This is a genomic window from Enterobacter sp. WCHEn045836, from assembly GCF_003965585.1.
Lineage (GTDB): Bacteria > Pseudomonadota > Gammaproteobacteria > Enterobacterales > Enterobacteriaceae > Enterobacter > Enterobacter dissolvens.
Window position 1 is genome coordinate 62,137 of sequence record NZ_RXPT01000001.1, and the last position, 23,150, is coordinate 85,286.

The window sequence follows — 23,150 nt, forward strand, 5'->3', positions numbered from 1 at the left end:
AATAATTCTATGATGTCAAATTATGAGCAGTCGCCATATGAATTGTAAATTGTTTGTACTAGCATAAACCAAATTAGCATATTCACTCGTCCGGACTTCACTCCTGGCGGCATGGCGTCTCTGGATAAAGCGGTAATGAATAAACAACACCAACGGGTTTTGGTTACCACCCCACATCCTCTCATGCGACTTGTCTGTCTGGGCCTGGTCACCTTTATCTTTACCCTTTTTTCACTGGAACTGACCCGCTTCGGCACGCTGTTAGCACCGCTCTGGTTTCCTACCGCCATAATGATGGTGGCGTTTTATCGCCACGCCGGAAAAATGTGGCCCGGCATTGCCCTTGCCTGCTCGTTCGGCAATATTCTGGCCTCGTGGATGCTTTTTTCCTGGTCGTCGATCAATCCGACCTATACCGCCATCAACGTGGTGGAAGCGGTTATTGGTGCGCTATTACTGCGCAAACTGCTCCCCTGGTATAACCCATTGCAGAACCTGAACGACTGGATCCGCCTGGCGATTGGCAGCGCGCTGATCCCCCCGCTGGTCGGCGGCGTTCTGGTGCATTTTCTGGTACCTACTTCTGAGCCACTGCGTAATTTCCTCGTCTGGGTATTGTCTGAAGCCATCGGCGCGCTGGCACTGGTGCCATTAGGATTATTGTTTAAACCGCACTATCTCCTGCGCCATCGTGACCCGAAGCTGCTGCTGGAAACGCTGGTCACCATGGCCGTGACGCTGATGCTCAGTTGGGCGTCGATCACCTGGCTGCCGTGGCCCTTTACCTGCGTTATTGTTCTGCTGATGTGGAGCGCCGTGCGCTTGCCGCGTATGGAAGCCTTTATGGTGTTTCTGGTCACCGTAATGGTGGTTTCCCTGATGATTGCCCGCAACCCTACGGCACTTACCACCCAGCACACCAACGCCATGCTGAATGCGCCGTGGCTGCCGTTTTTGATGCTGCTTCTCCCGGCCAACGTCATGACCATGGTGATGTACGCCTTCCGGGCGGAGCGGAAACATATCACTGAAAGTGAAGAGCGCTTTCGTAACGCGATGGAGTATTCTGCCATCGGGATGGCGCTGGTCAGCATTGAAGGCCAGTGGCTGCAGGCCAACAAGGCGCTGTGTAACTTTCTCGGTTACAGCCAGACAGAGCTACAGTCGCTCACTTTCCAGCAGTTAACCTGGCCGGAAGATCTGCACACCGACCTCGAACAGCTTGAACAACTGATCAACGGGGATATCAACACCTATACCCTGGAGAAGCGTTACTACACCCGCAGCGGAGAAGTGGTCTGGGCGCTGCTTGCTGTCTCGGTGGTGCGCCATGCCGACGGCTCGCCGCTCTATTTCATTGCCCAGATTGAAGATATTAACGATCTGAAACAGACCGAATGGGTCAACAAACGGCTGATGGAACGCATCACCCTCGCCAATGAAGCGGGGGGGATCGGCATCTGGGAGTGGGATCTGGAGCCGGACATCATCAGCTGGGATAAGCGGATGTTTGATCTGTATGAAATCCCGCCGCACATCAAGCCGACATGGCAGCTCTGGCACGAGAAGATGCTGCCTGAAGATCGCGCCCATGCGGAAAAAGTGCTCCGGGATTCCCTGATCGCGCGCATGCCGTTTAAGCTGGAGTTCCGGATTCGCGTTAAAGAAGGTGTGCGTCATATTCGCTCTCTGGCGAACCGGGTACTCAACAAACAGGGCGAAGTCGAACGTTTGCTCGGCATCAATATGGACATGACCGAGGTTAAACAGCTCAACGAGGCCCTGTTCCAGGAAAAAGAGCGTTTGCACATTACTCTCGACTCCATCGGCGAAGCGGTGTTGTGTACCGATGTCGACATGAATGTCACCTTTATGAACCCGGTCGCCGAGAAGATGAGCGGCTGGCTGCAAACCGAGGCCATTGGCCAGCCGGTGCTGAAGGTCCTGCATATCACCTTCGGTGAAAAAGGGCCGCTGATGGAGAATATTCACAGCGGCGATATGTCCCGCGCCGATATCGAACAGGATGTGGTGCTTAACTGCCGTACCGGTGGCTTCTTTGATATCCATTACAGCATCACTCCGCTCAGTACGCTGGACGGGCAGAATATCGGCTCGGTGCTGGTTATTCAGGACGTCACCGAGTCGCGCAAAATGCTGCGTCAGCTCAGCTACAGTGCCTCTCACGATGCCCTCACCCACCTGGCAAACCGGGTCAGCTTCGAAAATCATCTCAAACGGCTACTGCAGACCGTCCAGGAGACGCGCCAGCGTCATGCGCTGGTGTTTATCGATCTCGATCGCTTTAAAGCCGTTAACGATACGGCTGGCCATGCGGCGGGCGATGCCCTGCTGCGGGAGCTGTCGTCATTGATGCTGACCATGCTGCGTTCCAGCGACGTGCTTGCGCGTCTGGGCGGAGACGAATTCGGATTGCTGCTGCCAGATTGCAATATTGAGAGCGCACGCTATATTGCGGGTCGACTGATCCACACGATCAACGACTATCACTTTATGTGGGAAGGCCGCCTGCACCGGATCGGCGCCAGCGCGGGGATCACGCTGATTGATGAAAATAATCATCAGGCGTCGGAAGTGATGTCTCAGGCCGACATTGCCTGCTATGCCTCGAAAAACAACGGTCGCGGCGTGGTAACGGTGTACGAACCGCAGCAGGAGCGAACCCACAGCGCGCGCAGCATGATGTCGCTCGATGAACAGTGGCACATGATTAAAGACAATCATCTGATGATGATTGCCCGCAGCGTTGCCTCCCCGCGTATTCCCGAGAGCTGCAACTTCTGGCTGATTTCGTTACGCCTGTGGACCAGCCAGGGTGAAGTTCAGGAAGAGCACGCCTTTCGTTCCGGTCTGGCGGAGCCTGAGCTTTTGCATGCGCTTGACCGCCGTATTTTTAGCGAGTTCTTCCGCGCGTATGCCGCTCCTGTTGCCAGAAAAGGCCTGGGGGTCGCGCTTCCCCTCTCTGCCGCCGGTTTAGCCAGCGCCACGCTGGTTGATGAATTGCTCGACCTTCTGGATAAAGGGCCATTACCGGGTCGTCTGCTGCATCTGGTTATCGCGATCGACGTGGTGGCCAACCCGGATCAGAACATTCAGACGGGGCTGCAAAAGCTCCGCCACGCCGGCTGCCGCGTGGTGTTGAGCCAGGCGGGGCGCGACATGGCACTCTTCAGCCACCTGAGCGCCAACATGGCGGATTATCTGATGCTGGACGCGGAAGTGGTGACCAATGTTCATGGCAATCTGATGGATGAGATGATGGTGACCATCATCCAGGGTCATGCGCAGCGTCTGGGGATGCGTACCATCGCCGGCCCGTGTAACCAGCCCATCATGATGGATACGCTCTCCGGCATCGGCATTGATTTTATTTTTGGTGACACCATCGGCGAGCCGCAGCCGCTGGATCTACTGCTGAATACCAGCTATTTCGCCATCAACTGATGGCGTCCAGCCGTCGGTATACCAGATATGCAGCAGCGCGTAAGAGCGCCACGGCTGCCAGCGCAGGGCATAGCGACGAATTTGCGCGGGTGTCATGCCGGCAAAGCGCTGCTTAATCAGATAATCATCCGGCAGGAACACGTCTTTCGCCTGCCAGCCGCGCAGGGCAAGGTAATTGGCCGTCCAGCGCCCTATCCCCGGCCGCTGCTGTAACCCCTTCATCCCGGCTTCGATATCCTCAGGCGGAGACAGTGGAAACGTGCCATCGACCACGGACCGGGCCAGGTGAATCAATGACTCCGCCCGTTTAACCGGCATGCCGAGGGCTTTCAGCGCCAGCGGATCCACCGCAGCCAGCACGTCAGGTGTAGGAAAGGACAGATAACCCGGCGCATCCTTTACCGGTTCACCGCACAGGGCCACCACCCGTGAGGCCAGCTTCGCCGCCATCGCTACGCTGACCAGTTGCCCCAGGATCGCCCGCACGCCCTGCTCGTAGGCATCCATGGCCCCCGGTAAACGCAGCCCCGGACGCGCGGCCCCCAGTTCGCCCAGCGCATTCTGAATTTGCCGGGGATCGCAGGCGAGATCAAACAGACGCCCGATGCGCTCAAGGCAGATCTGCGCAACCGGGACTAATCCCGGGCTGAGCGTCACGTTGAGCGTGTGGGTGTTCAGATCCGGGGTGACGCGAAAGATCCCCTGATGCCGCTGGCAGGTGTAACTGCGCTCGTAGTAGCTGTCGGTAACCGTCTCAATGCCCTCTACCGCACGCGCGCCAAGAAAGCCAAACATCCATTGCCAGTCGTAAGGGGGTTGCCAGGTCAGGGTATACATCGTCGCTCCTTTTTTGTTCCCCTCAGCATAAACCGAAAGACCTTGTTTCGCCTTGCTTTCATATTCCTGTTGTCGCCAGACGGGCATTCCGCTAAAGTCTCGCCCCTTCTCACTGGCATGGGGATTAAACGTGTTTATTGGATTCGACTACGGTACGGCAAACTGTTCGGTTGCGATTATGCAAAACGGACAACCACAGCTTCTGAAAATGGAAAAAGAGAGTACGCTGCTGCCGTCAATGCTCTGCGCACCCACGCGTGAAGCGGTCAGCGAATGGCTGTTCCGCCATCATCAGGTTCCGGCCACGGCGGCGGAATCACAGGCTTTGCTGCGCCGGGCAGTCAGTTTTAACCGCGAGGAAGATATCGACGTCACCCCGTCGAGCGTCCAGTTCGGCCTCTCTTCACTCGGGCATTACATTGAAGATCCGGAAGAGGTTTACTTCGTTAAATCGCCAAAGTCGTTTCTCGGTGCCAGCGGCCTGAAGCCGCAGCAGGTGGCGATGTTTGAAGATCTAGTCTGCGCCATGATGCTGCACATTCGCAATCAGGCGCAAACCCAGGTATCGGAGGCGATCGATCAGGCGGTCATTGGCCGTCCGATCAACTTCCAGGGGCTGGGTGGCGACGAGGCCAACCAGCAGGCGCAGGGGATCCTTGAACGAGCCGCACACCGCGCGGGCTTTCGCGACGTGGTATTCCAGTATGAGCCGGTGGCGGCGGGGCTGGATTTTGAAGCCACGCTGACAGCAGAGAAGCGCGTGCTGGTGGTGGATATCGGTGGGGGGACGACCGACTGCTCGCTCTTGCTAATGGGGCCGCAGTGGCATAACCGTCGTGACCGCGAAAACAGCCTGCTGGGGCACAGCGGCTGCCGCGTGGGTGGTAACGATCTGGATATCGCCCTTGCATTCAAGAGCCTGATGCCGCTGCTGGGCATGGGCGGGCAAACGGAAAAAGGGATCGCCCTGCCGATCCTGCCCTGGTGGAATGCTATCGCCATCAACGACGTCCCCGCGCAGAGTGATTTTTACAGCACCGCGAACGGCCGCTTCCTGAACGATATGGTGCGCGATGCCCGGGAGGCTGACAAGGTCGCCCTGCTCTACAAAGTCTGGCGTCAGCGTCTGAGTTATCGCGTGGTGCGTACTGCCGAAGAGAGCAAAATCGCCCTCTCCGATCGCCCGGATCACGCGGTTTCCTTGCCGTTTATCAGTGAAGATCTGGCAACCGCCATTTCTCAGGAAGGACTGGAAACCGCGCTCGCTCAGCCGCTTCAGCGTATTCTGGAGCAGGTCCAGCTGGCGCTGGAGAACGGCAAAGAGAAGCCGGACGTGATTTACCTGACCGGCGGTAGCGCGCGTTCGCCGCTGATCAAGAAAGCGCTGGCAGAACAGCTGCCAGGCATTCCAATTGCCGGCGGCGATGACTTTGGCTCCGTCACGGCGGGGCTGGCACGCTGGGCACAGGTGATGTTTAGCTAGCGTTGGTGCGGTCTGGTGCCCTCACCCCGGCCCTCTCCCACGGGGAGAGGGTCAAAACCGCGGCGCTACTCTCAGACCATTCCTGACAGTCTTCCATATTTCCTCCATTTTTCCGCTGTGTTAGCTGACTAAACTAGTATCATTCCCCGAAGTGTTTCAGGATGAGAACGTATAACGATGAAAGGCAGTCATAAATCCCGCTGGGCAATCGCCGCAGGTATCATTGTGGTGGTCCTTGCCGCCGCCTGGTACTGGCACAATCAATCTGCAACGTCTTCTGCTCCGGCAGGCGCCAGCAGTCAGCCGCAACGCCCTGCGGGCGGGGGGCGCCACGGTATGCGCGGCGGCGCGCTGGCACCGGTTCAGGCAGCTACCGCGGTGAATAAAGCCGTTCCGCGCTATCTCACCGGTCTCGGGACCATTACCGCCGCTAACACCGTCACGGTACGCAGCCGCGTCGACGGTCAGCTCATGGCGATCCACTTCCTGGAAGGTCAGCAGGTGAAAGCTGGCGATTTACTGGCTGAAATCGACCCAAGCCAGTTTAAGGTCGCCCTCGCCCAGGCCCAGGGACAGCTGGCGAAAGACAAAGCCACGCTCGCTAACGCCCGGCGCGATCTGGCGCGCTACCAGCAGCTGGTGAAAACCAACCTGGTCTCTCGTCAGGAGCTGGACACGCAGCAGTCGCTGGTCAGCGAAACGCAGGGCACCATCAAAGCTGACGAAGCCGCGGTGGCCAGTGCGCAGCTGCAGCTGGACTGGAGCCGCATCACCGCGCCGATTGACGGGCGCGTTGGCCTCAAGCAGGTCGATATCGGCAACCAGATCTCAAGCGGTGACACTACGGGCATCGTGGTGATCACCCAGACTCACCCGATTGATTTAGTCTTTACCCTGCCGGAAAGCGAAATTGCGACGGTGGTGCAGGCGCAGAAAGCCGGAAAGGGGCTGGTGGTGGAAGCCTGGGACCGTACCAACAAGCAGAAGTTGAGCGAAGGTTCTTTGCTTAGCCTGGATAACCAGATCGACACCACCACCGGCACCATCAAGCTGAAAGCGCGCTTTAACAACCAGGATGACGCCCTCTTCCCGAATCAGTTTGTGAATGCGCGAATGCTGGTGGCGACCGAAGAAAACGCGGTGGTGATCCCTGCCGCTGCGCTGCAGATGGGTAACGAAGGCAACTTCGTCTGGGTGCTCAACAGCGACAATAAAGTCAGTAAGCACCTGGTGAAAACCGGGATTCAGGACAGCCAGACGGTGGTGATCAGCGCAGGCCTTTCCGCAGGCGACCGCGTGGTCACCGACGGCATTGACCGTCTGACCGAAGGGGCCAAAGTCGAAGTGGTTGAACCTGCGAAACAGGGAGCGAATTCCTGATGCAGGTGATGCCCCCAGGCTCTACAGGTGGGCCATCACGCCTGTTTATTCTGCGCCCTGTTGCCACCACGCTGCTGATGGTGGCGATCCTGCTCGCCGGGATTATCGGCTATCGCTTCCTGCCCGTCTCGGCGCTGCCGGAAGTGGATTATCCCACCATTCAGGTCGTTACCCTCTATCCTGGCGCCAGCCCGGATGTGGTGACCTCCGCCATCACCGCCCCGCTGGAGCGCCAGTTTGGTCAGATGTCGGGCCTGAAACAGATGTCCTCGCAAAGTTCCGGCGGTGCATCGGTGGTAACGCTGCAGTTCCAGCTCTCGCTGTCGCTGGACGTGGCCGAGCAGGAGGTGCAGGCTGCGATCAACGCCGCCACCAACCTGCTGCCGTCAGACCTGCCTAACCCGCCGGTTTACAGCAAAGTGAACCCGGCGGATCCGCCGATCATGACCCTTGCCGTGACCTCTTCCGCCATGCCGATGACCCAGGTGGAAGACATGGTCGAAACCCGCGTGGCGCAGAAAATTTCCCAGGTCTCCGGCGTCGGGCTGGTGACGCTGGCGGGCGGGCAACGCCCGGCGGTGCGCGTGAAGCTTAATGCGCAGGCCATCGCTACGCTGGGGCTGACCAGCGAAACCATCCGCACTGCGATCAGCAATGCCAACGTCAATTCGGCAAAAGGCTCGCTGGATGGTCCAACCCGTGCCGTGACGCTCTCGGCCAACGATCAGATGCAGTCTGCCGATGAGTACCGTCAGCTGATTATCGCCTACCAGAACGGCGCGCCGGTGCGCCTGGGTGACGTCGCCACCGTTGAACAAGGCGCGGAAAACAGCTGGCTGGGTGCGTGGGCCAACAAACAGCAGGCGATTGTGATGAACGTGCAGCGCCAGCCGGGCGCCAACATCATTGAAACCGCCGACAGCATTCGCACCATGCTCCCGCAGCTTATCGACAGCCTGCCCAAATCGGTCACTGTGAAGGTGCTTTCCGACCGAACCACCAACATTCGCGCATCGGTCACCGACACCCAGTTTGAGCTGATGCTGGCGATTGCGCTGGTGGTGATGATCATTTATCTGTTCCTGCGCAACGTCCCGGCAACCATTATTCCCGCCGTTGCCGTGCCGCTCTCGCTGGTGGGGACATTTGCCGTGATGGTGTTCCTCGATTTTTCGATCAACAACCTGACGCTGATGGCGCTCACCATCGCCACCGGCTTCGTGGTGGATGATGCCATCGTCGTGATCGAGAACATCTCGCGTTATATCGAGAAAGGTGAAAAACCGCTGGCCGCTGCGCTGAAAGGAGCGGGCGAGATTGGATTTACCATTATCTCGCTGACCTTCTCGCTGATTGCGGTGCTGATCCCGCTGCTGTTTATGGGCGATATCGTCGGACGACTGTTCCGAGAGTTTGCCGTCACGCTGGCGGTCGCCATTCTGATCTCAGCCGTGGTGTCGCTAACCCTGACGCCGATGATGTGCGCCCGCATGCTGAGCCATGAATCCCTGCGCAAGCAAAACCGCTTCTCCCGCGCCTCTGAGCGGATGTTCGAGCGGATTATTGCCGCCTACGGTCGCATGCTGGCGAAAGTCCTCAACCACCCGTGGGCGACGCTCGGCGTGGCGCTCGGCACGCTGGCGCTTAGCGTCATGCTGTGGATCGTTATCCCGAAAGGCTTCTTCCCGATCCAGGACAACGGCATTATTCAGGGCACGCTTCAGGCGCCGCAGTCGGTCTCCTTCGCCAGCATGGCGCAGCGTCAGCAGCAGGTGTCTGAGATCATCATGAAAGATCCGGCGGTAGAAAGCCTGACCGCGTACGTGGGGGTCGATGGCACCAACCCGTCACTCAACAGTGCGCGTCTGCAGATCAACCTCAAGCCGCTGGACGACCGCGACGATCGGGTCAACGCCGTCATTGAGCGGCTACAAACTGCCGTGGCGCGCGTGCCGGGCATTGAACTTTACCTGCAGCCGATTCAGGATTTGACCATCGATACCCAGGTCAGCCGCACGCAATACCAGTTCACGCTCCAGGCCACCAGCCTTGACGCGCTGAGCACGTGGGTGCCGCAACTGGTTAACAAACTCAAGGCGCTGCCGCAGCTTTCTGACGTCAGCAGCGACTGGCAGGACAAAGGGCTGGCGGCGTATGTGAACGTCAATCGCGATACCGCCAGCCGTCTGGGTATCACCATGTCCGACGTGGATAACGCGCTTTATAACGCCTTCGGCCAGCGCCTTATCTCCACCATTTATACCCAGGCGAATCAGTATCGCGTGGTGCTGGAACACAACACCGACAACACGCCCGGCCTGGCCGCGCTGGACTCGGTGCGCCTGACCAGCAAAGACGGCGGCATTGTGCCGTTAAGCGCCATTGCCAGCGTGGAGGAGCGCTATACGCCGCTGTCGATTAACCATCTCGATCAGTTCCCGTCCACCACCATCTCGTTCAACGTACCGGACAACTATTCGCTGGGCGAAGCAGTCGAGGCCATTCTGGGCGCGGAGAAAGAACTTAACTTCCCGTCCGATATTCAGACCCAGTTCCAGGGCAGCACCCTGGCGTTCCAGGCTGCGTTGGGCAATACCATCTGGCTGATCGTGGCTGCGGTGGTGGCGATGTACATCGTCCTCGGGGTGCTGTACGAAAGCTTTATCCACCCAATCACCATCCTCTCCACCCTGCCGACCGCCGGGGTGGGCGCGCTACTGGCCCTGATGCTGGCGGGCAGCGAACTGGACGTCATCGCCATTATCGGCATCATTCTGCTTATCGGGATCGTGAAGAAAAACGCCATCATGATGATCGACTTCGCCCTTGCCGCCGAGCGCGAGCAGGGCATGTCGCCGCGTGACGCCATTTTCCAGGCGTGCCTGCTGCGTTTTCGTCCAATCCTGATGACCACGCTCGCCGCCCTGTTAGGTGCGTTGCCGCTGATGCTCAGCACTGGTGTCGGTGCGGAGCTGCGTCGTCCGCTGGGTATCGGCATGGTCGGCGGTCTGCTGGTGAGCCAGGTACTGACGCTGTTCACCACGCCGGTCATTTATCTGCTGTTTGACCAGCTGGCTCTGTGGACCAAAAGCCGCTTCCCGAAACGTGAAGAGGAGGCGTAAGTGAAGTTTTTCGCCCTCTTCATTTACCGCCCGGTGGCGACGATTTTAATCTCGCTCGCCATTACGCTGTGCGGCGTGCTGGGCTTTCGCCTGCTGCCGGTGGCTCCCCTGCCGCAGGTGGATTTTCCGGTGATCATGGTCAGCGCATCGCTGCCGGGCGCGTCGCCGGAAACGATGGCCTCGTCGGTTGCCACGCCACTGGAACGCTCGCTCGGGCGGATTGCGGGGGTCAACGAGATGACCTCCAGCAGTTCGCTGGGCAGCACGCGCATCATTCTGGAATTTAGCTTTGACCGGGATATTAACGGTGCGGCGCGTGACGTGCAGGCGGCGATCAACGCCGCGCAAAGCCTGCTGCCGAGCGGGATGCCGAGCCGCCCGACCTACCGTAAAGCCAACCCGTCCGACGCGCCGATCATGATCCTGACGCTGACCTCAGACACCTACTCGCAGGGGCAGCTCTACGACTTTGCTTCAACCCAGCTGGCACAAACCATTGCCCAGATTGACGGCGTGGGGGATGTGAGCGTCGGCGGCAGCTCCCTGCCCGCCGTTCGCGTCGGCCTGAATCCGGAGGCGCTGTTTAACCAGGGCGTGTCGCTGGACGATGTGCGCTCCGCCATCAGCAGCGCCAACGTGCGCAGGCCGCAGGGGGCGATAGAGAACACCAGCCACCGCTGGCAGATCCAGACCAACGACGAACTCAAAACCGCAGCGGAATATCAGCCGCTCATCATCCACTATAATAACGGCGCGGCGGTGCGCTTAAGCGACGTGGCCAGCGTCACCGACTCGGTGCAGGACGTGCGCAACGCCGGGATGACCAACGCCAAACCGGCCATTTTGCTGATGATCCGCAAGCTGCCGGAAGCCAATATTATCGAAACGGTAAACAGCATTCGGGCGCGTCTGCCGGAGTTGCAGGAGACCATCCCGGCCGCCATTGATTTGCAGATTGCTCAGGATCGCTCGCCGACCATTCGTGCCTCGCTTGAAGAGGTGGAACAAACGCTGGTGATCTCCGTGGCACTGGTGATCCTGGTGGTATTCCTGTTCCTGCGCTCCGGACGGGCAACGCTGATCCCGGCGGTGGCGGTGCCGGTCTCGCTGATTGGCACCTTTGCCGCCATGTACCTGTGCGGCTTTAGCCTCAACAACCTGTCGCTGATGGCGCTGACCATCGCCACTGGTTTTGTGGTGGATGACGCCATCGTGGTGCTGGAGAATATTTCCCGCCACCTGGAAGCGGGCGTGAAGCCGCTGCAGGCGGCGCTGCAAGGTACGCGCGAGGTCGGTTTTACCGTGCTCTCCATGAGCCTGTCGCTGGTGGCGGTATTCCTGCCGCTGCTGCTGATGGGCGGGCTGCCGGGCAGATTACTGCGCGAGTTTGCCGTCACGCTCTCCGTGGCGATAGGTATCTCGCTGGTTATCTCGCTCACGCTCACGCCGATGATGTGCGGCTGGATGCTCAAGCGCAGCAAAGCACATTCGCAGCCGCGTCGCAAAGGGTTTGGCCGTTTCCTGATGGCAATGCAGGAAGGGTACGGTAAGTCCCTGAAGTGGGTACTCAACCATACGCGGATTGTCGGTATGGTGCTTATCAGCACCATTGTGCTCAACGTCTGGCTGTATATCTCCATCCCGAAAACCTTCTTCCCGGAGCAGGACACCGGCGTGCTTATGGGCGGCATCCAGGCTGACCAGAGTATTTCCTTCCAGGCGATGCGCGGCAAGCTGCAGGATTTTATGAAGATCATCCGCGAAGACAAGGCGGTGGATAACGTCACCGGCTTTACCGGCGGGTCACGCGTTAACAGCGGGATGATGTTTATCACCCTTAAGCCGCGCGGCGAGCGCAATGAAACGGCGCAGCAGGTGATAGACCGGCTGCGAATGAAGCTCGCCAAAGAGCCAGGCGCCAACCTGTTTTTGATGGCCGTTCAGGATATCCGCGTGGGCGGGCGTCAGGCGAACGCCAGCTACCAGTACACCCTGCTCTCTGACGATCTGGCCGCGCTGCGCGAGTGGGAGCCGAAGATCCGTAAAGCGCTGGCCGCCCTGCCGCAGCTCGCGGACGTGAACTCAGACCAACAGGACAACGGGGCAGAAATGGCGTTGACCTACGATCGTGAAACCATGTCACGGCTGGGCATTAACGTAGAAGCCGCCAACAGCCTGCTGAATAACGCCTTTGGTCAGCGCGAGATTTCCACCATCTATCAGCCAATGAATCAGTACAAGGTGGTGATGGAAGTGGACCCGCGCTATACCCAGGACATCAGCGCGCTGGATAAAATGTTTGTGATCAACAACGACGGTAAGGCGATCCCGCTCTCTTACTTCGCCAGCTGGCGGCCTGCCAATGCACCGCTCTCGGTTAACCATCAGGGGCTGTCGGCAGCATCGACCATCTCCTTTAACCTGCCCACCGGCTCGTCGCTTTCCGAGGCCAGCGAGGCCATTAACCGTGCCATGACCCAGCTCGGCGTGCCCTCGACCGTGCGCGGCAGTTTTGCCGGGACCGCGCAGGTCTTCCAGGAGACGATGAACTCGCAGGTGATTTTGATTCTGGCGGCCATTGCCACGGTCTACATCGTGCTTGGCGTACTGTATGAGAGCTACGTCCATCCGCTGACCATTCTCTCGACGCTGCCGTCAGCAGGCGTGGGGGCGCTGCTGGCGCTGGAGCTGTTTGGCGCGCCGTTTAGCCTCATCGCCTTAATCGGGATCATGCTGTTAATCGGTATTGTGAAGAAAAACGCCATCATGATGGTGGACTTTGCGCTGGAGGCTCAGCGTAACGGAAACCTGACGCCAGAAGAGGCAATCTTCCAGGCCTGCCTGCTGCGTTTTCGCCCGATTATGATGACCACGCTGGCGGCGCTGTTTGGCGCGCTGCCGCTGGTGATCTCCGGTGGCGATGGTTCAGAGCTGCGCCAGCCGCTGGGGATCACTATCGTCGGTGGGCTGGTGATGAGCCAGCTGCTGACGCTCTACACCACGCCGGTGGTCTATCTGTTCTTTGACCGCCTGCGGCTGCGTTTTTCTCGTAAAAACAGAACCACGGTGACCGGGTAAATGACTGATCTTCCCAGTAACGTTCGCTGGCAATTATGGATAGTAGCCTTCGGCTTCTTTATGCAGTCGCTGGATACGACCATCGTCAACACCGCCCTCCCCTCAATGGCAAAAAGCCTGGGGGAGAGCCCGCTGCACATGCACATGGTGATTGTCTCCTACGTACTGACGGTTGCCGTGATGCTCCCTGCCAGCGGATGGCTGGCGGACAAAGTGGGAGTGCGGAATATCTTCTTCAGCGCCATCGTGCTGTTTACCGTGGGGTCGCTGTTTTGCGCAATGGCGAATACGCTGGATCAGCTGGTGATGGCGCGCGTTCTGCAGGGCGTCGGTGGGGCCATGATGGTGCCTGTCGGGCGGCTGACGGTGATGAAGATAGTGCCACGCGAGCAGTATATGGCGGCAATGACCTTTGTGACCTTACCAGGCCAGGTGGGCCCTCTGCTGGGCCCGGCGCTGGGCGGGATCCTCGTGGAGTATGCCTCCTGGCACTGGATTTTCCTCATCAACCTGCCGGTGGGCATTATCGGCGCCATCGCCACCCTGACGCTGATGCCTAACTACACCCTGCAGACGCGGCGCTTTGATGTCCTCGGTTTTCTGTTGCTCGCCACCGGTATGGCGACGTTGACCCTCGCCCTCGACGGGCAAAAAGGGCTGGGGATTTCGTCCCTGACGCTGGCCGTTATGGCCGTCATCGGGGTGAGCGCTATTCTGTGGTATCTGTGGCACGCCAGAGGAAATGAGCGCGCGCTGTTCAGTCTGTCACTGTTTAAAAATTCCACCTACCGTATTGGGCTGCTCGGCAGCTTTGCGGGACGCGTCGGCAGTGGCATGCTGCCGTTTATGACGCCCGTCTTCCTGCAAATCGGTATGGGCTTTTCACCGTTTCACGCGGGGCTGATGATGATCCCGATGGTGCTGGGCAGCATGGGAATGAAGCGCATTGTGGTGCAGGTAGTCAACCGCTTTGGCTATCGCCACGTGCTGGTGGCCGCCACGCTGGGGCTGGCACTGGTCAGCCTGCTGTTTATGGCTGTAGCGCTGATGGGCTGGTACTACGCCCTGCCGCTGGTGCTGTTCTGCCAGGGCATTATTAACTCCATGCGCTTCTCCTCAATGAATACCCTGACGCTGAAAGACCTGCCGGATGAACTGGCAAGCAGCGGCAACAGTCTGCTGTCGATGATCATGCAGCTCTCCATGAGCGTGGGGGTCACCCTTGCCGGTTTACTGCTCGGCATGTACGGTCAGCACCATCTCAGCATCGACACGCCGGTGGCGCATCAGGTCTTTTTATACACGTATCTCAGCATGGCGGTTATCATCGCCCTGCCCGCTTTCATCTTCGCCCGCGTGCCGGATGATACCAGCAAGAACGTCGTGATTAGGCGCGGCAAAAGGAGAGGCTCATGAAATTCTGGCGTCCGGGTATTACCGGCAAGCTTTTTGTGGCGATATTTGCCACCTGTATCGTTCTGCTGGTTACCATGCACTGGGCGGTGCGGATCAGCTTTGAGCGCGGCTTTATTGATTACATCAAACACGGCAACGAGCAGCGCCTGCAGGGGCTGAGCGATGCGCTAAGCGAACAGTATGCCCTGCACGGGAACTGGCGTTTTTTACGCAACAACGATCGTTTTATTTTCCAGATCCTGCGTTCGCTGGAGCACGATAGCGGCGAAGATCGTCCCGGCCCGGGCATGCCGCCGCACGGCTGGCGCACTCAGTTCTGGGTGATTGACCAGGATATGCGCACGCTGGTTGGCCCGCGTTCACCCATCCCGCCGGACGGCACCCGGCGGGCGATCAAAGTCAATAACGCCACCGTTGGCTGGGTTATCGCCTCCCCGGTGGAGCGGCTGACGCGCAACACCGATATCAACTTTGACCGCCAGCAGCGCCGGACAAGCTGGCTGATTGTCGCCCTCTCCACCCTGCTGGCCGCGCTTGCCACCTTCCCGCTGGCGCGGGGTCTGCTCGCCCCGGTGAAACGGCTGGTGGAGGGCACGCATAAACTGGCCGCCGGGGATTTTTCCACCCGCGTGGACACCCGCAGCCAGGATGAACTGGGCAAGCTGGCGCAGGATTTTAACCAGCTCGCCAGTACGCTGGAGAAAAACCAGCAGATGCGCCGCGATTTTATGGCCGATATTTCGCACGAGCTGCGCACCCCGCTGGCGGTGCTGCGCGGCGAACTGGAGGCCATTCAGGACGGCGTGCGCCAGTTTACGCCCGAATCGGTAGCCTCCCTGCAGGCGGAAGTGGGTACGCTGACCAAACTGGTGGACGATTTGCACCAGCTCTCCATGTCAGACGAAGGGGCGCTGGCCTACCAGAAAGCACCGGTGGATGTGATCAACATTCTGGAGGTGATCAGCGGGGCTTTCCGCGAACGTTTTGCCAGCCGCAACCTGACCATTGATCTCTCCCTGCCGGACAGTGCGGTGGTGTTTGGCGATAAAGATCGTCTGATGCAGCTCTTCAACAATATGCTGGAAAACAGCCTGCGCTACACCGACAGCGGCGGCGGACTGCATATCTCCGGCAAACAGGAAAACGGCCGCTTCGCCCTCACCTTTGCCGACTCCGCTCCTGGCGTTCAGGATGCGCAGCTGGAAAAACTGTTTGAACGTTTTTATCGCACCGAAGGCTCACGCAACCGCGCCAGCGGCGGCTCCGGGCTGGGGCTGGCGATTTGCGTTAATATCGTCGAGGCGCATAATGGCACCCTCCGTGCCGCCCATTCGCCTTTTGGCGGGGTTAGCATTACAGTAGAGTTACCGCTGGAACGGGATTTATCGAGAGAAGCATGACCGAATTACCGATTGACGAAAACACGCCACGCATTCTGATTGTGGAAGACGAGCCTAAGCTTGGGCAGTTACTGATCGACTATTTACGAGCAGCCAGCTACGCCCCGTCGCTTATCAGCCATGGCGATCAGGTGTTGCCGTACGTGCGCCAGACGCCGCCGGATCTGATCCTGCTGGATTTGATGCTCCCCGGCACCGACGGCCTGACCCTGTGCCGGGAAATTCGTCGCTTCTCCGACGTGCCGATCGTCATGGTAACGGCAAAAATCGAAGAAATCGACCGCCTGCTGGGCCTCGAAATTGGCGCGGACGATTACATCTGCAAACCCTACAGCCCGCGTGAAGTCGTCGCCCGCGTGAAAACCATTCTTCGCCGCTGTAAACCGCAGCGCGAACTGCAGATGCTGGACGCCGAAAGCCCGCTGATTGTCGACGAGAGCCGCTTCCAGGCAAGCTGGCGCAGCAAGCTTCTGGATCTCACGCCCGCTGAGTTCCGCCTGCTGAAGACCCTTTCCCACGAACCGGGGAAAGTGTTCTCTCGCGAGCAGTTGCTGAACCACCTGTATGACGATTACCGCGTGGTGACTGACCGCACCATCGACAGCCACATCAAAAACCTGCGCCGCAAGCTGGAAGCGCTCGACGCCGAACAGTCATTTATTCGCGCGGTGTATGGCGTGGGGTATCGATGGGAAGCGGATGCATGCAGGATTGCGTGACGCCCCACCTCTGAAACCCGCCACCAGGCGGGTTTTTCTTTTCTGGAATCAATTCAGGAATCAACCATACTCTTTTTACCGGTTCGTTTACTTATAACTGGTACGGATAAGTTAACTGTCGATCAAGGAGTGCCTATGTCTGGTTGGTTCGAATTAAACAAGAGCAGTGATGGTCAATTCAGGTTTGTGCTGAAAGCGGGAAACGGAGAGATTATTCTTACCAGTGAGCTTTACACCAGTAAAAGTGCCGCTGAGAACGGTATTGCTTCCGTACGCACGAACAGCCCGCAGGATGAGCGTTACGAAAAGAAAACCGCCTCTAACGGTAAGTTCCATTTCAATCTTAAGGCGGGCAACCATCAGGTGATTGGCAGCAGCCAGCTGTATGCGACCGAACAATCGCGTGATAAGGGCATCGCCTCAGTCAAAACCAACGGTTCTACCCAGACGGTAAAAGACAATACCTGACAACCCGAAGCACGCCGGGTGAGCGGTGACGCGACCCGGCGCTTTACCTCCCCGTCACGCAGCGCTACAATGCCCGCCCTTAAAGTGGGGGATCTCCCCTTACCGCTGCACCTGGTGCACGCGGATCTGACCTGTCATCAGAACGAGAACAAACATGTTTAAACCGGAACTCCTTTCCCCGGCGGGAACGCTGCAAAATATGCGTTACGCTTTCGCTTATGGTGCCGACGCCGTCTATGCGGGCCAGCCTCGCTACTCGCTGCGCGTGCGCAACAACGAATTCAACCACGAGAACCTGCAGCTCGGCATCAACGAAGCGCATGCCCTGGGCAAAAAATTCTACGTGGTGGTCAACATCGCGCCGCATAACGCCAAGCTGAAAACATTCATCCGTGACCTGAAGCCGGTGGTGGATATGGGGCCGGATGCGCTGATCATGTCGGACCCGGGTTTAATCATGCTGGTTCGGGAAAACTTCCCGGAGATGGATATTCACCTCTCCGTGCAGGCTAACGCCGTGAACTGGGCGACGGTGAAGTTCTGGAAACAGATGGGGCTGACCCGCGTTATTCTGTCGCGTGAACTGTCCCTCGACGAGATTGAAGAGATCCGCACCCAGGTGCCGGATATGGAAATCGAAATTTTTGTTCACGGTGCGCTGTGCATGGCCTACTCCGGGCGTTGCCTGCTCTCCGGTTACATCAACAAGCGCGACCCGAACCAGGGCACCTGCACCAACGCCTGCCGCTGGGAATATAACGTCCAGGAAGGCAAAGAGGACGACATCGGGAATATCGTCCACAAGCATGAGCCGATCCCGGTCACTCACGTTGAGCCTACGCTGGGCATCGGCGCGCCAACCGACAGCGTGTTTATGATTGAAGAGGCCAAACGTCCGGGCGAGTACATGACCGCCTTTGAAGACGAGCATGGCACGTACATCATGAACTCAAAAGATCTGCGCGCCGTCGCCCACGTTGAACGTCTGACCCAGATGGGCGTGCACTCCCTGAAAATTGAAGGCCGCACCAAATCCTATTACTACTGCGCGCGTACCGCACAGGTGTACCGCAAAGCGATTGACGACGCGGCAGCCGGTAAACCGTTCGACACCAGCCTGCTGGAAACCCTGGAAGGCCTGGCGCACCGCGGCTACACAGAAGGTTTCCTGCGTCGTCATACCCATGACGACTACCAGAACTACGAGCACGGCTACTCCATGTCCGAGCGTCAGCAGTTTGTCGGCGATTTTACCGGCGAGCGCAAAGGTGCGCTGGCCGCCGTGGCGGTGAAAAACAAGTTCACCAAAGGCGACAGCCTGGAGCTGATGACCCCGCAGGGCAACATGAACTTCACGCTGGAGCACCTGGAGAACGGCAAAGGCGAAGCCATTGAGGTTGCGCCGGGCAATGGCCATACCGTCTGGCTGCCGGTACCGGAAGAGGTGGAGCTGGAGTTCGCCCTGCTGATGCGCAATTTCAACGGTGAAAGCACCCGAAATCCGCATAGTAAATAGTCAACCAGGGAAATTTTTTCATGCCGGGAAAATTCTTAGAATCGGATCACATACCGCTTCGTTCAATACGGGTATTATCCCCAGCGCTGAAAAACATAACCCATAAATGCTAGCTGTACCAGGAACCACCTCCTTAGCCCGCGTAATCTCCCTTACGCGGGCTTATTTTTTCGCTTTAATAAAATGAAATAAAAGGATTTTTTTCTGGTCACGCTCACCCAATACCCACATCGATATAAGACCGCATGAGCACTGAGAGAGCCCCGAACCGCACCAGCGACGGAGCAGGCTGGCAAACACGGGAATTAAGACGAATGCAAACTCATGCAACCGATGCATGCGCGACTTAAAACGGGAAAATTGCGAAAAATGGCATAAAAAAACCGGCACTTTGAATGCCGGTCTTATGGCTTCATTCAGGCGTCAGTTCTGCCATGAAATGATGTCGTCCAGACCTGAGAGCAGGTCTGGCAAATAGCTTTCATCAATATCGAAGGAATCCTCAAGCGTAATACTGTCAGCATGGTTTTCAGGCTTCAGTACCATGCTGACGCCAACATCTCCGGCAAAATGTGCCTGATGAAACTTAAGCACAACCTGCTCGAATGCCGAGGTTAAATTAATATCCTTAAATTTCGCCCCTGTTTTTAAGGCCTGATGGAAGCCATGGATATCATGCCTGAACTGCTCTAACTGACCGACAAAAAACTCTGCAGCAAACGCCGTTTTTAAGGCAGGGATTGAGAATTCAACCCATACCATAATACGGCTATAAGCTGGCTCCTCGGGCTCAGTCAGCCTTTCATAAGGCGTTAATTTAAGGTGTCTGTCACCGCTTGTGATATCTATCATGATCCCTCCTTACGGCATGTACTGAAAATGCATGATAGTCCAGTCAGTTTCTCTGACCAAAACCTCAAGACGATAAGACTTATAAATGTAAGTGCCTTTATTTTGCCTGTCTTCCACAAGCTTATACATACGCGCTTCGTACCGGAAAAGCCCAGGCTTTTTTAGTGGGTCTGGCGTTCTGGTACCATAACGAATGGCCTTTTCCTGAATCTGTAAAGGCACATAACGACCTGGGGTCAGCATAATGGACGTTTTTACTTCAATCTACCTTTCTTAACTCTGGTTTTATCGACTTAGAAGCTAACGCCTCGCGGGGCCCATTGTTCAACACCATCAGCGATGAAAAAGAGTTTTCAGCACCGGGGCGTTTGCTATCGTCGACGTGGCGGAGGAATCATTGCAGTTGCTCTTAGCATGAGTTGTTAAACACCATTTCAAACTCCTCAGCCTTTGTGGGAAGTGCTATCTCAGGTAATATCAGAAATCCGCAGAATGTTGTACAAACGGGTAAATACATTTTTGGTTTAATTCAGTCTTTTTCATTTACAGGAAGTTAATAACCCAGCCATGATGAAATACATTAAAAATAGCCTCGCATTAAGTGCTGTGGTTAAAAGTAAAATGGCGACCGTTGATCTCCATCAGCTTGAGCCATTAAAAGAGGAGTTAAAAGCGCAGTTTGGCGTTCCTGTGGGTGTACATATGACAGGAATTCCTTTGGCATTGAGTACCTTACTTGCTATTTTTTGCTACGCCATGCTGCAGGTTTCCCTCTGGTTGCTGCTGTTTCGCTGGCTCGAACTGCCAGAGTTTAAAGTCATGATGGGAGTATTCAGTGCAGCAAGTGTGTATTGTCTGGCAGTGATGAGCACGATGTTTATGACGATACGGGGTTCTTTGTCTGGATATAAACTGCATATTTTTGTCATTACGCTGACAGGCTTGATGAGCATCGTTTATTTCCTCTCGACATGGATTTTGCTTTTATTCGGCCCCGTTGACAATTACACGCCGCAAATAACCTCTTTATTGGGTCTGGGATTTTTCTGTCTGAATATCATGTGGATGAATACATCGATTTTTTACCGTTCCATTGCGTTAACGCTACATAACCGTGTCTGGCGTAAGCAGTTGAAAATTGAGGCAAAGCAAATGTCAGGGCTCAAATGATAACCGCAAGTGACAGGAGCATGCTATGTAAGCGCTACGGGCTTCGTTTGGCGGTATAACGGCCCCGCTTACGCGGCCTTATTTTTCCATTTCATCCTGTTCTTACCCGCTTTTTTCCGCACTGCTATACACTCTTACTAACGCTAAAAAAGGGAGCAGCGAGGATGGCAACCTATCCAGACAGTTTATTGATTCTCAATGGTAAAAGTGCAGGCAACGATCTGCTGCGTCAGGCAATCACTGATTTGCGGGAAAACGGGGCGCGGATCCATGTACGGGTCACGTGGGAAAAAGGCGACGCGGCACGGTATATCCATGAAGGCCTGACGTTGGGCGTCGAAACCATTATCTCCGGCGGCGGCGACGGCACCATCAATGAGATCGCCGCTGCGCTTGTCGACCTGCCCACAGAAGACCGTCTGGTGATGGGCATTTTACCGCTCGGTACCGCCAATGATTTTGCCACCAGCGCCGGCATTCCGGAGGAGTTGAGTAAAGCCCTGCAACTGGCGATCCTCGGCAAAGCTACCGCCGTGGACATTGCGCAGGTGAATGACAAAACCTGCTTTATCAACATGGCGACGGGCGGGTTCGGCACGCGGATCACCAGCGAAACGCCGGAAAAACTCAAAGCGGCGCTGGGCGGTGTCTCTTATCTGATCCACGGTCTGATGCGCATGGACACCCTCAAGCCTGACCGCTGCGAAATTCGCGGCGAGGATTTCCAGTGGCAGGGAGACGCGCTGGTGATTGGCATTGGCAACGGTCGTCAGGCAGGCGGCGGGCAGCAGCTATGCCCGGAGGCGCTAATTAATGACGGTCAGCTTCAGTTGCGTATTTTCACCGGCGACGGCCTGCTGCCCGCGCTGTTTACCACGCTGACGCAGCCCGAAGAGAGCCCAAATATTATTGCCGGAAAATCCGCGTGGTTCGAAGTAAATGCCCCGCACGGGATGACGTTTAATCTGGATGGGGAACCGTTGAGCGGGGAGCATTTCCGCATAGAGGTGTTGCCCGGCGCGCTGCAGTGCCGGTTGCCGCCGGATTGTGTGCTTCTGCGCTGATCCCCTCTCCCTGTGGGAGAGGGAGCCGTCTGTGCAGGCATTATTTATGGGGATCCTTCAGCCCACCGGGAGAAGGAGTACTCACGCGATCGTCACTTTGCTGTCCAGATAGACATCCTGAACCGCATTGATCAGCTTCACGCCGTCAGCCATTGATTTCTTAAACGCCTTACGGCCGAGGATCAGCCCCATACCGCCTGCGCGTTTGTTGATAACCGCCGTGCGTACCGCGTCAGACAGGTCAGTATCTCCACCCGCCGCACCGCCGGAGTTAATCAGCCCGGCGCGTCCCATGTAGCAGTTCGCCAGCTGGTAGCGCACCAGGTCGATCGGGTTATCGCTGGTCAGTTTGCTGTAGACACGGTCATCGGTATAACCGAAGTTCACCGCCTTATAGCCGCCGTTATTCTCGGCCATTTTCTGCTTCACGATGTCAGCGCCAATGGTTGCGGCCAGGTGGTTCGCCTGGCCGGTCAGGTCAGCTGAGACGTGGTAATCCACCCCGTCTTTTTTGAACGCGGAGTTACGCAGATACGCCCACAGCACGGTCACCATCCCGAGCTCATGGGCGCGTTCAAAGGCGGCGGAAATCTCTTCAATCTGACGACGGGATTGCTCAGAGCCGAAGTAGATCGTCGCCCCAACCGCTACTGCGCCCATATTGAACGCCTGCTCCACGCTGGCGTAGAGCGTCTGGTCATATTCGGTTGGGTAGCTGAGAGTCTCGTTGTGGTTCAGTTTGACGAGGAAAGGGATGCGGTGGGCATAACGCCGTGAAACAGACGCCAGCACGCCATAGGTAGAGGCCACACAGTTACAGCCCGCTTCAATCGCCAGCTCTACAATGTTCTTCGGATCAAAGTAGAGCGGATTGGCTGCAAAGGAGGCGCCTGCCGAGTGCTCAACGCCCTGGTCAACCGGCAGAATCGAGAGATACCCGGTACCGCCCAGCCGCCCGGTGTTATAGAGCGTCTGCATATTTCGCAGCACGGCCGGTGGACGGTTGTTATCCACCATCACGCGATCAACGTAGTCGTGGCCGGGCAGATAAAGCTGGTCGGCTGGAATGGTCATACAACGATGCTGTAAAAGGCTGTCGGCGTCTTTGCCAAGCAACTGCGCAATATCAGTCATAGCGATGCTCCCGTAATTCCGACGTCATGTCGGTGAGTGTTTATCC

General features: G+C 57.3%; 15 protein-coding genes. 12 read left to right on the forward strand and 3 right to left on the reverse strand.

All coding sequences use genetic code 11. The annotated features are described in order from the left end of the window. Nucleotides 1-135: 135 nt before the first annotated feature. The gene (locus EKN38_RS00300) at nt 136-3,465 is read left to right on the forward strand and encodes a diguanylate cyclase (protein WP_014832628.1); all 3,330 of its coding nucleotides are present in this window, start codon (nt 136-138) and stop codon (nt 3,463-3,465) included. On the opposite strand, the gene alkA is transcribed toward EKN38_RS00300, so the two are convergent. Beyond that, nucleotides 3,430-4,302: a DNA-3-methyladenine glycosylase 2 gene (gene alkA, locus EKN38_RS00305; protein ID WP_014832629.1), complete on the reverse strand. Its 873-nt coding sequence runs from the start codon at nt 4,300-4,302 to the stop codon at nt 3,430-3,432. The genes EKN38_RS00300 and alkA overlap by 36 nt on opposite strands. Before the next feature lie 130 nt (nt 4,303-4,432). Here alkA and yegD point away from each other — a divergent pair, with 130 nt between their 5' ends. The 9 genes from yegD to yegQ all read left to right on the forward strand — a co-directional run bounded on the left by yegD (nt 4,433) and on the right by yegQ (nt 18,884). After that, entirely contained in the window at nt 4,433-5,785 is a 1,353-nt protein-coding gene (gene yegD / locus EKN38_RS00310; RefSeq protein ID WP_014832630.1) for a molecular chaperone, read from the forward strand. A gap of 177 nt (nt 5,786-5,962) precedes the next feature. Continuing rightward, entirely contained in the window at nt 5,963-7,165 is a 1,203-nt protein-coding gene (locus EKN38_RS00315; protein ID WP_014832631.1) for an MdtA/MuxA family multidrug efflux RND transporter periplasmic adaptor subunit, read from the forward strand. Next, entirely contained in the window at nt 7,165-10,287 is a 3,123-nt protein-coding gene (locus EKN38_RS00320; RefSeq protein ID WP_014832632.1) for an MdtB/MuxB family multidrug efflux RND transporter permease subunit, read from the forward strand. The genes EKN38_RS00315 and EKN38_RS00320 overlap by 1 nt, the downstream gene beginning before the upstream one ends. Beyond that, nucleotides 10,288-13,365, forward strand: coding sequence for a multidrug efflux RND transporter permease subunit MdtC (gene mdtC, locus EKN38_RS00325; protein WP_126521538.1), 3,078 nt, complete (start codon nt 10,288-10,290; stop codon nt 13,363-13,365). Continuing rightward, nucleotides 13,366-14,781 carry an MFS transporter gene (locus tag EKN38_RS00330; RefSeq protein WP_126521540.1) on the forward strand — a complete coding sequence of 472 codons (1,416 nt, stop codon included), beginning with the start codon at nt 13,366-13,368 and terminating at the stop codon, nt 14,779-14,781. It abuts the gene before it with no gap. Continuing rightward, nucleotides 14,778-16,181 carry a two-component system sensor histidine kinase BaeS gene (gene baeS / locus EKN38_RS00335; RefSeq protein ID WP_014832635.1) on the forward strand — a complete coding sequence of 468 codons (1,404 nt, stop codon included), beginning with the start codon at nt 14,778-14,780 and terminating at the stop codon, nt 16,179-16,181. The genes EKN38_RS00330 and baeS overlap by 4 nt, the downstream gene beginning before the upstream one ends. After that, nucleotides 16,178-16,900 (forward strand): two-component system response regulator BaeR, encoded by a 723-nt coding sequence (baeR, locus tag EKN38_RS00340; protein ID WP_014832636.1) that lies wholly within the window; start codon nt 16,178-16,180, stop codon nt 16,898-16,900. The genes baeS and baeR overlap by 4 nt, the downstream gene beginning before the upstream one ends. 135 nt (nt 16,901-17,035) lie before the next feature. Then, nucleotides 17,036-17,368, forward strand: a complete 333-nt coding sequence (locus EKN38_RS00345; protein ID WP_014832637.1) for a YegP family protein — start codon at nt 17,036-17,038, stop codon at nt 17,366-17,368. Nucleotides 17,369-17,522: 154 nt separating this feature from the next. Beyond that, a complete protein-coding gene (gene yegQ, locus EKN38_RS00350; RefSeq protein ID WP_014832638.1) occupies nt 17,523-18,884 on the forward strand; it encodes a tRNA 5-hydroxyuridine modification protein YegQ in 1,362 nt (453 codons plus the stop codon). A 423-nt stretch (nt 18,885-19,307) separates the two neighbouring features. On the opposite strand, the gene EKN38_RS00355 is transcribed toward yegQ, so the two are convergent. Continuing rightward, nucleotides 19,308-19,736, reverse strand: a complete 429-nt coding sequence (locus tag EKN38_RS00355; RefSeq protein ID WP_126521542.1) for a hypothetical protein — start codon at nt 19,734-19,736, stop codon at nt 19,308-19,310. 567 nt (nt 19,737-20,303) lie between these two features. Between EKN38_RS00355 and EKN38_RS00360 the strand changes: the two genes are divergently transcribed. Further along, on the forward strand, nt 20,304-20,906 hold the full coding sequence (locus tag EKN38_RS00360; RefSeq protein WP_014832641.1) for a hypothetical protein: 603 nt from the start codon (nt 20,304-20,306) through the stop codon (nt 20,904-20,906). A gap of 164 nt (nt 20,907-21,070) precedes the next feature. After that, a complete protein-coding gene (yegS, locus tag EKN38_RS00365) occupies nt 21,071-21,970 on the forward strand; it encodes a lipid kinase YegS (protein ID WP_014832642.1) in 900 nt (299 codons plus the stop codon). Between the two features lie 81 nt (nt 21,971-22,051). Here the strand turns inward: yegS and fbaB are convergent, their stop codons facing one another. Then, on the reverse strand, nt 22,052-23,104 hold the full coding sequence (fbaB, locus tag EKN38_RS00370) for a class I fructose-bisphosphate aldolase (RefSeq protein ID WP_008500869.1): 1,053 nt from the start codon (nt 23,102-23,104) through the stop codon (nt 22,052-22,054). Nucleotides 23,105-23,150: the final 46 nt, after the last annotated feature.

What these genes read in the sequence shown, in the direction of transcription:
- EKN38_RS00345 (WP_014832637.1), top strand. Translation starts at nt 17,036, where the DNA reads ATGTCTGGTTGGTTCGAATTAAACAAGAGCAGTGATGGTCAATTCAGG.
- EKN38_RS00360 (WP_014832641.1), top strand. Translation starts at nt 20,304, where the DNA reads ATGATGAAATACATTAAAAATAGCCTCGCATTAAGTGCTGTGGTTAAA.
- fbaB (WP_008500869.1), bottom strand. Translation starts at nt 23,104, where the DNA reads ATGACTGATATTGCGCAGTTGCTTGGCAAAGACGCCGACAGCCTTTTA.
- EKN38_RS00315 (WP_014832631.1), top strand. Translation starts at nt 5,963, where the DNA reads ATGAAAGGCAGTCATAAATCCCGCTGGGCAATCGCCGCAGGTATCATT.
- EKN38_RS00355 (WP_126521542.1), bottom strand. Translation starts at nt 19,736, where the DNA reads ATGATAGATATCACAAGCGGTGACAGACACCTTAAATTAACGCCTTAT.
- baeR (WP_014832636.1), top strand. Translation starts at nt 16,178, where the DNA reads ATGACCGAATTACCGATTGACGAAAACACGCCACGCATTCTGATTGTG.
- EKN38_RS00300 (WP_014832628.1), top strand. Translation starts at nt 136, where the DNA reads ATGAATAAACAACACCAACGGGTTTTGGTTACCACCCCACATCCTCTC.
- baeS (WP_014832635.1), top strand. Translation starts at nt 14,778, where the DNA reads ATGAAATTCTGGCGTCCGGGTATTACCGGCAAGCTTTTTGTGGCGATA.
- yegQ (WP_014832638.1), top strand. Translation starts at nt 17,523, where the DNA reads ATGTTTAAACCGGAACTCCTTTCCCCGGCGGGAACGCTGCAAAATATG.
- EKN38_RS00320 (WP_014832632.1), top strand. Translation starts at nt 7,165, where the DNA reads ATGCAGGTGATGCCCCCAGGCTCTACAGGTGGGCCATCACGCCTGTTT.
- EKN38_RS00330 (WP_126521540.1), top strand. Translation starts at nt 13,366, where the DNA reads ATGACTGATCTTCCCAGTAACGTTCGCTGGCAATTATGGATAGTAGCC.
- alkA (WP_014832629.1), bottom strand. Translation starts at nt 4,302, where the DNA reads ATGTATACCCTGACCTGGCAACCCCCTTACGACTGGCAATGGATGTTT.
- yegS (WP_014832642.1), top strand. Translation starts at nt 21,071, where the DNA reads ATGGCAACCTATCCAGACAGTTTATTGATTCTCAATGGTAAAAGTGCA.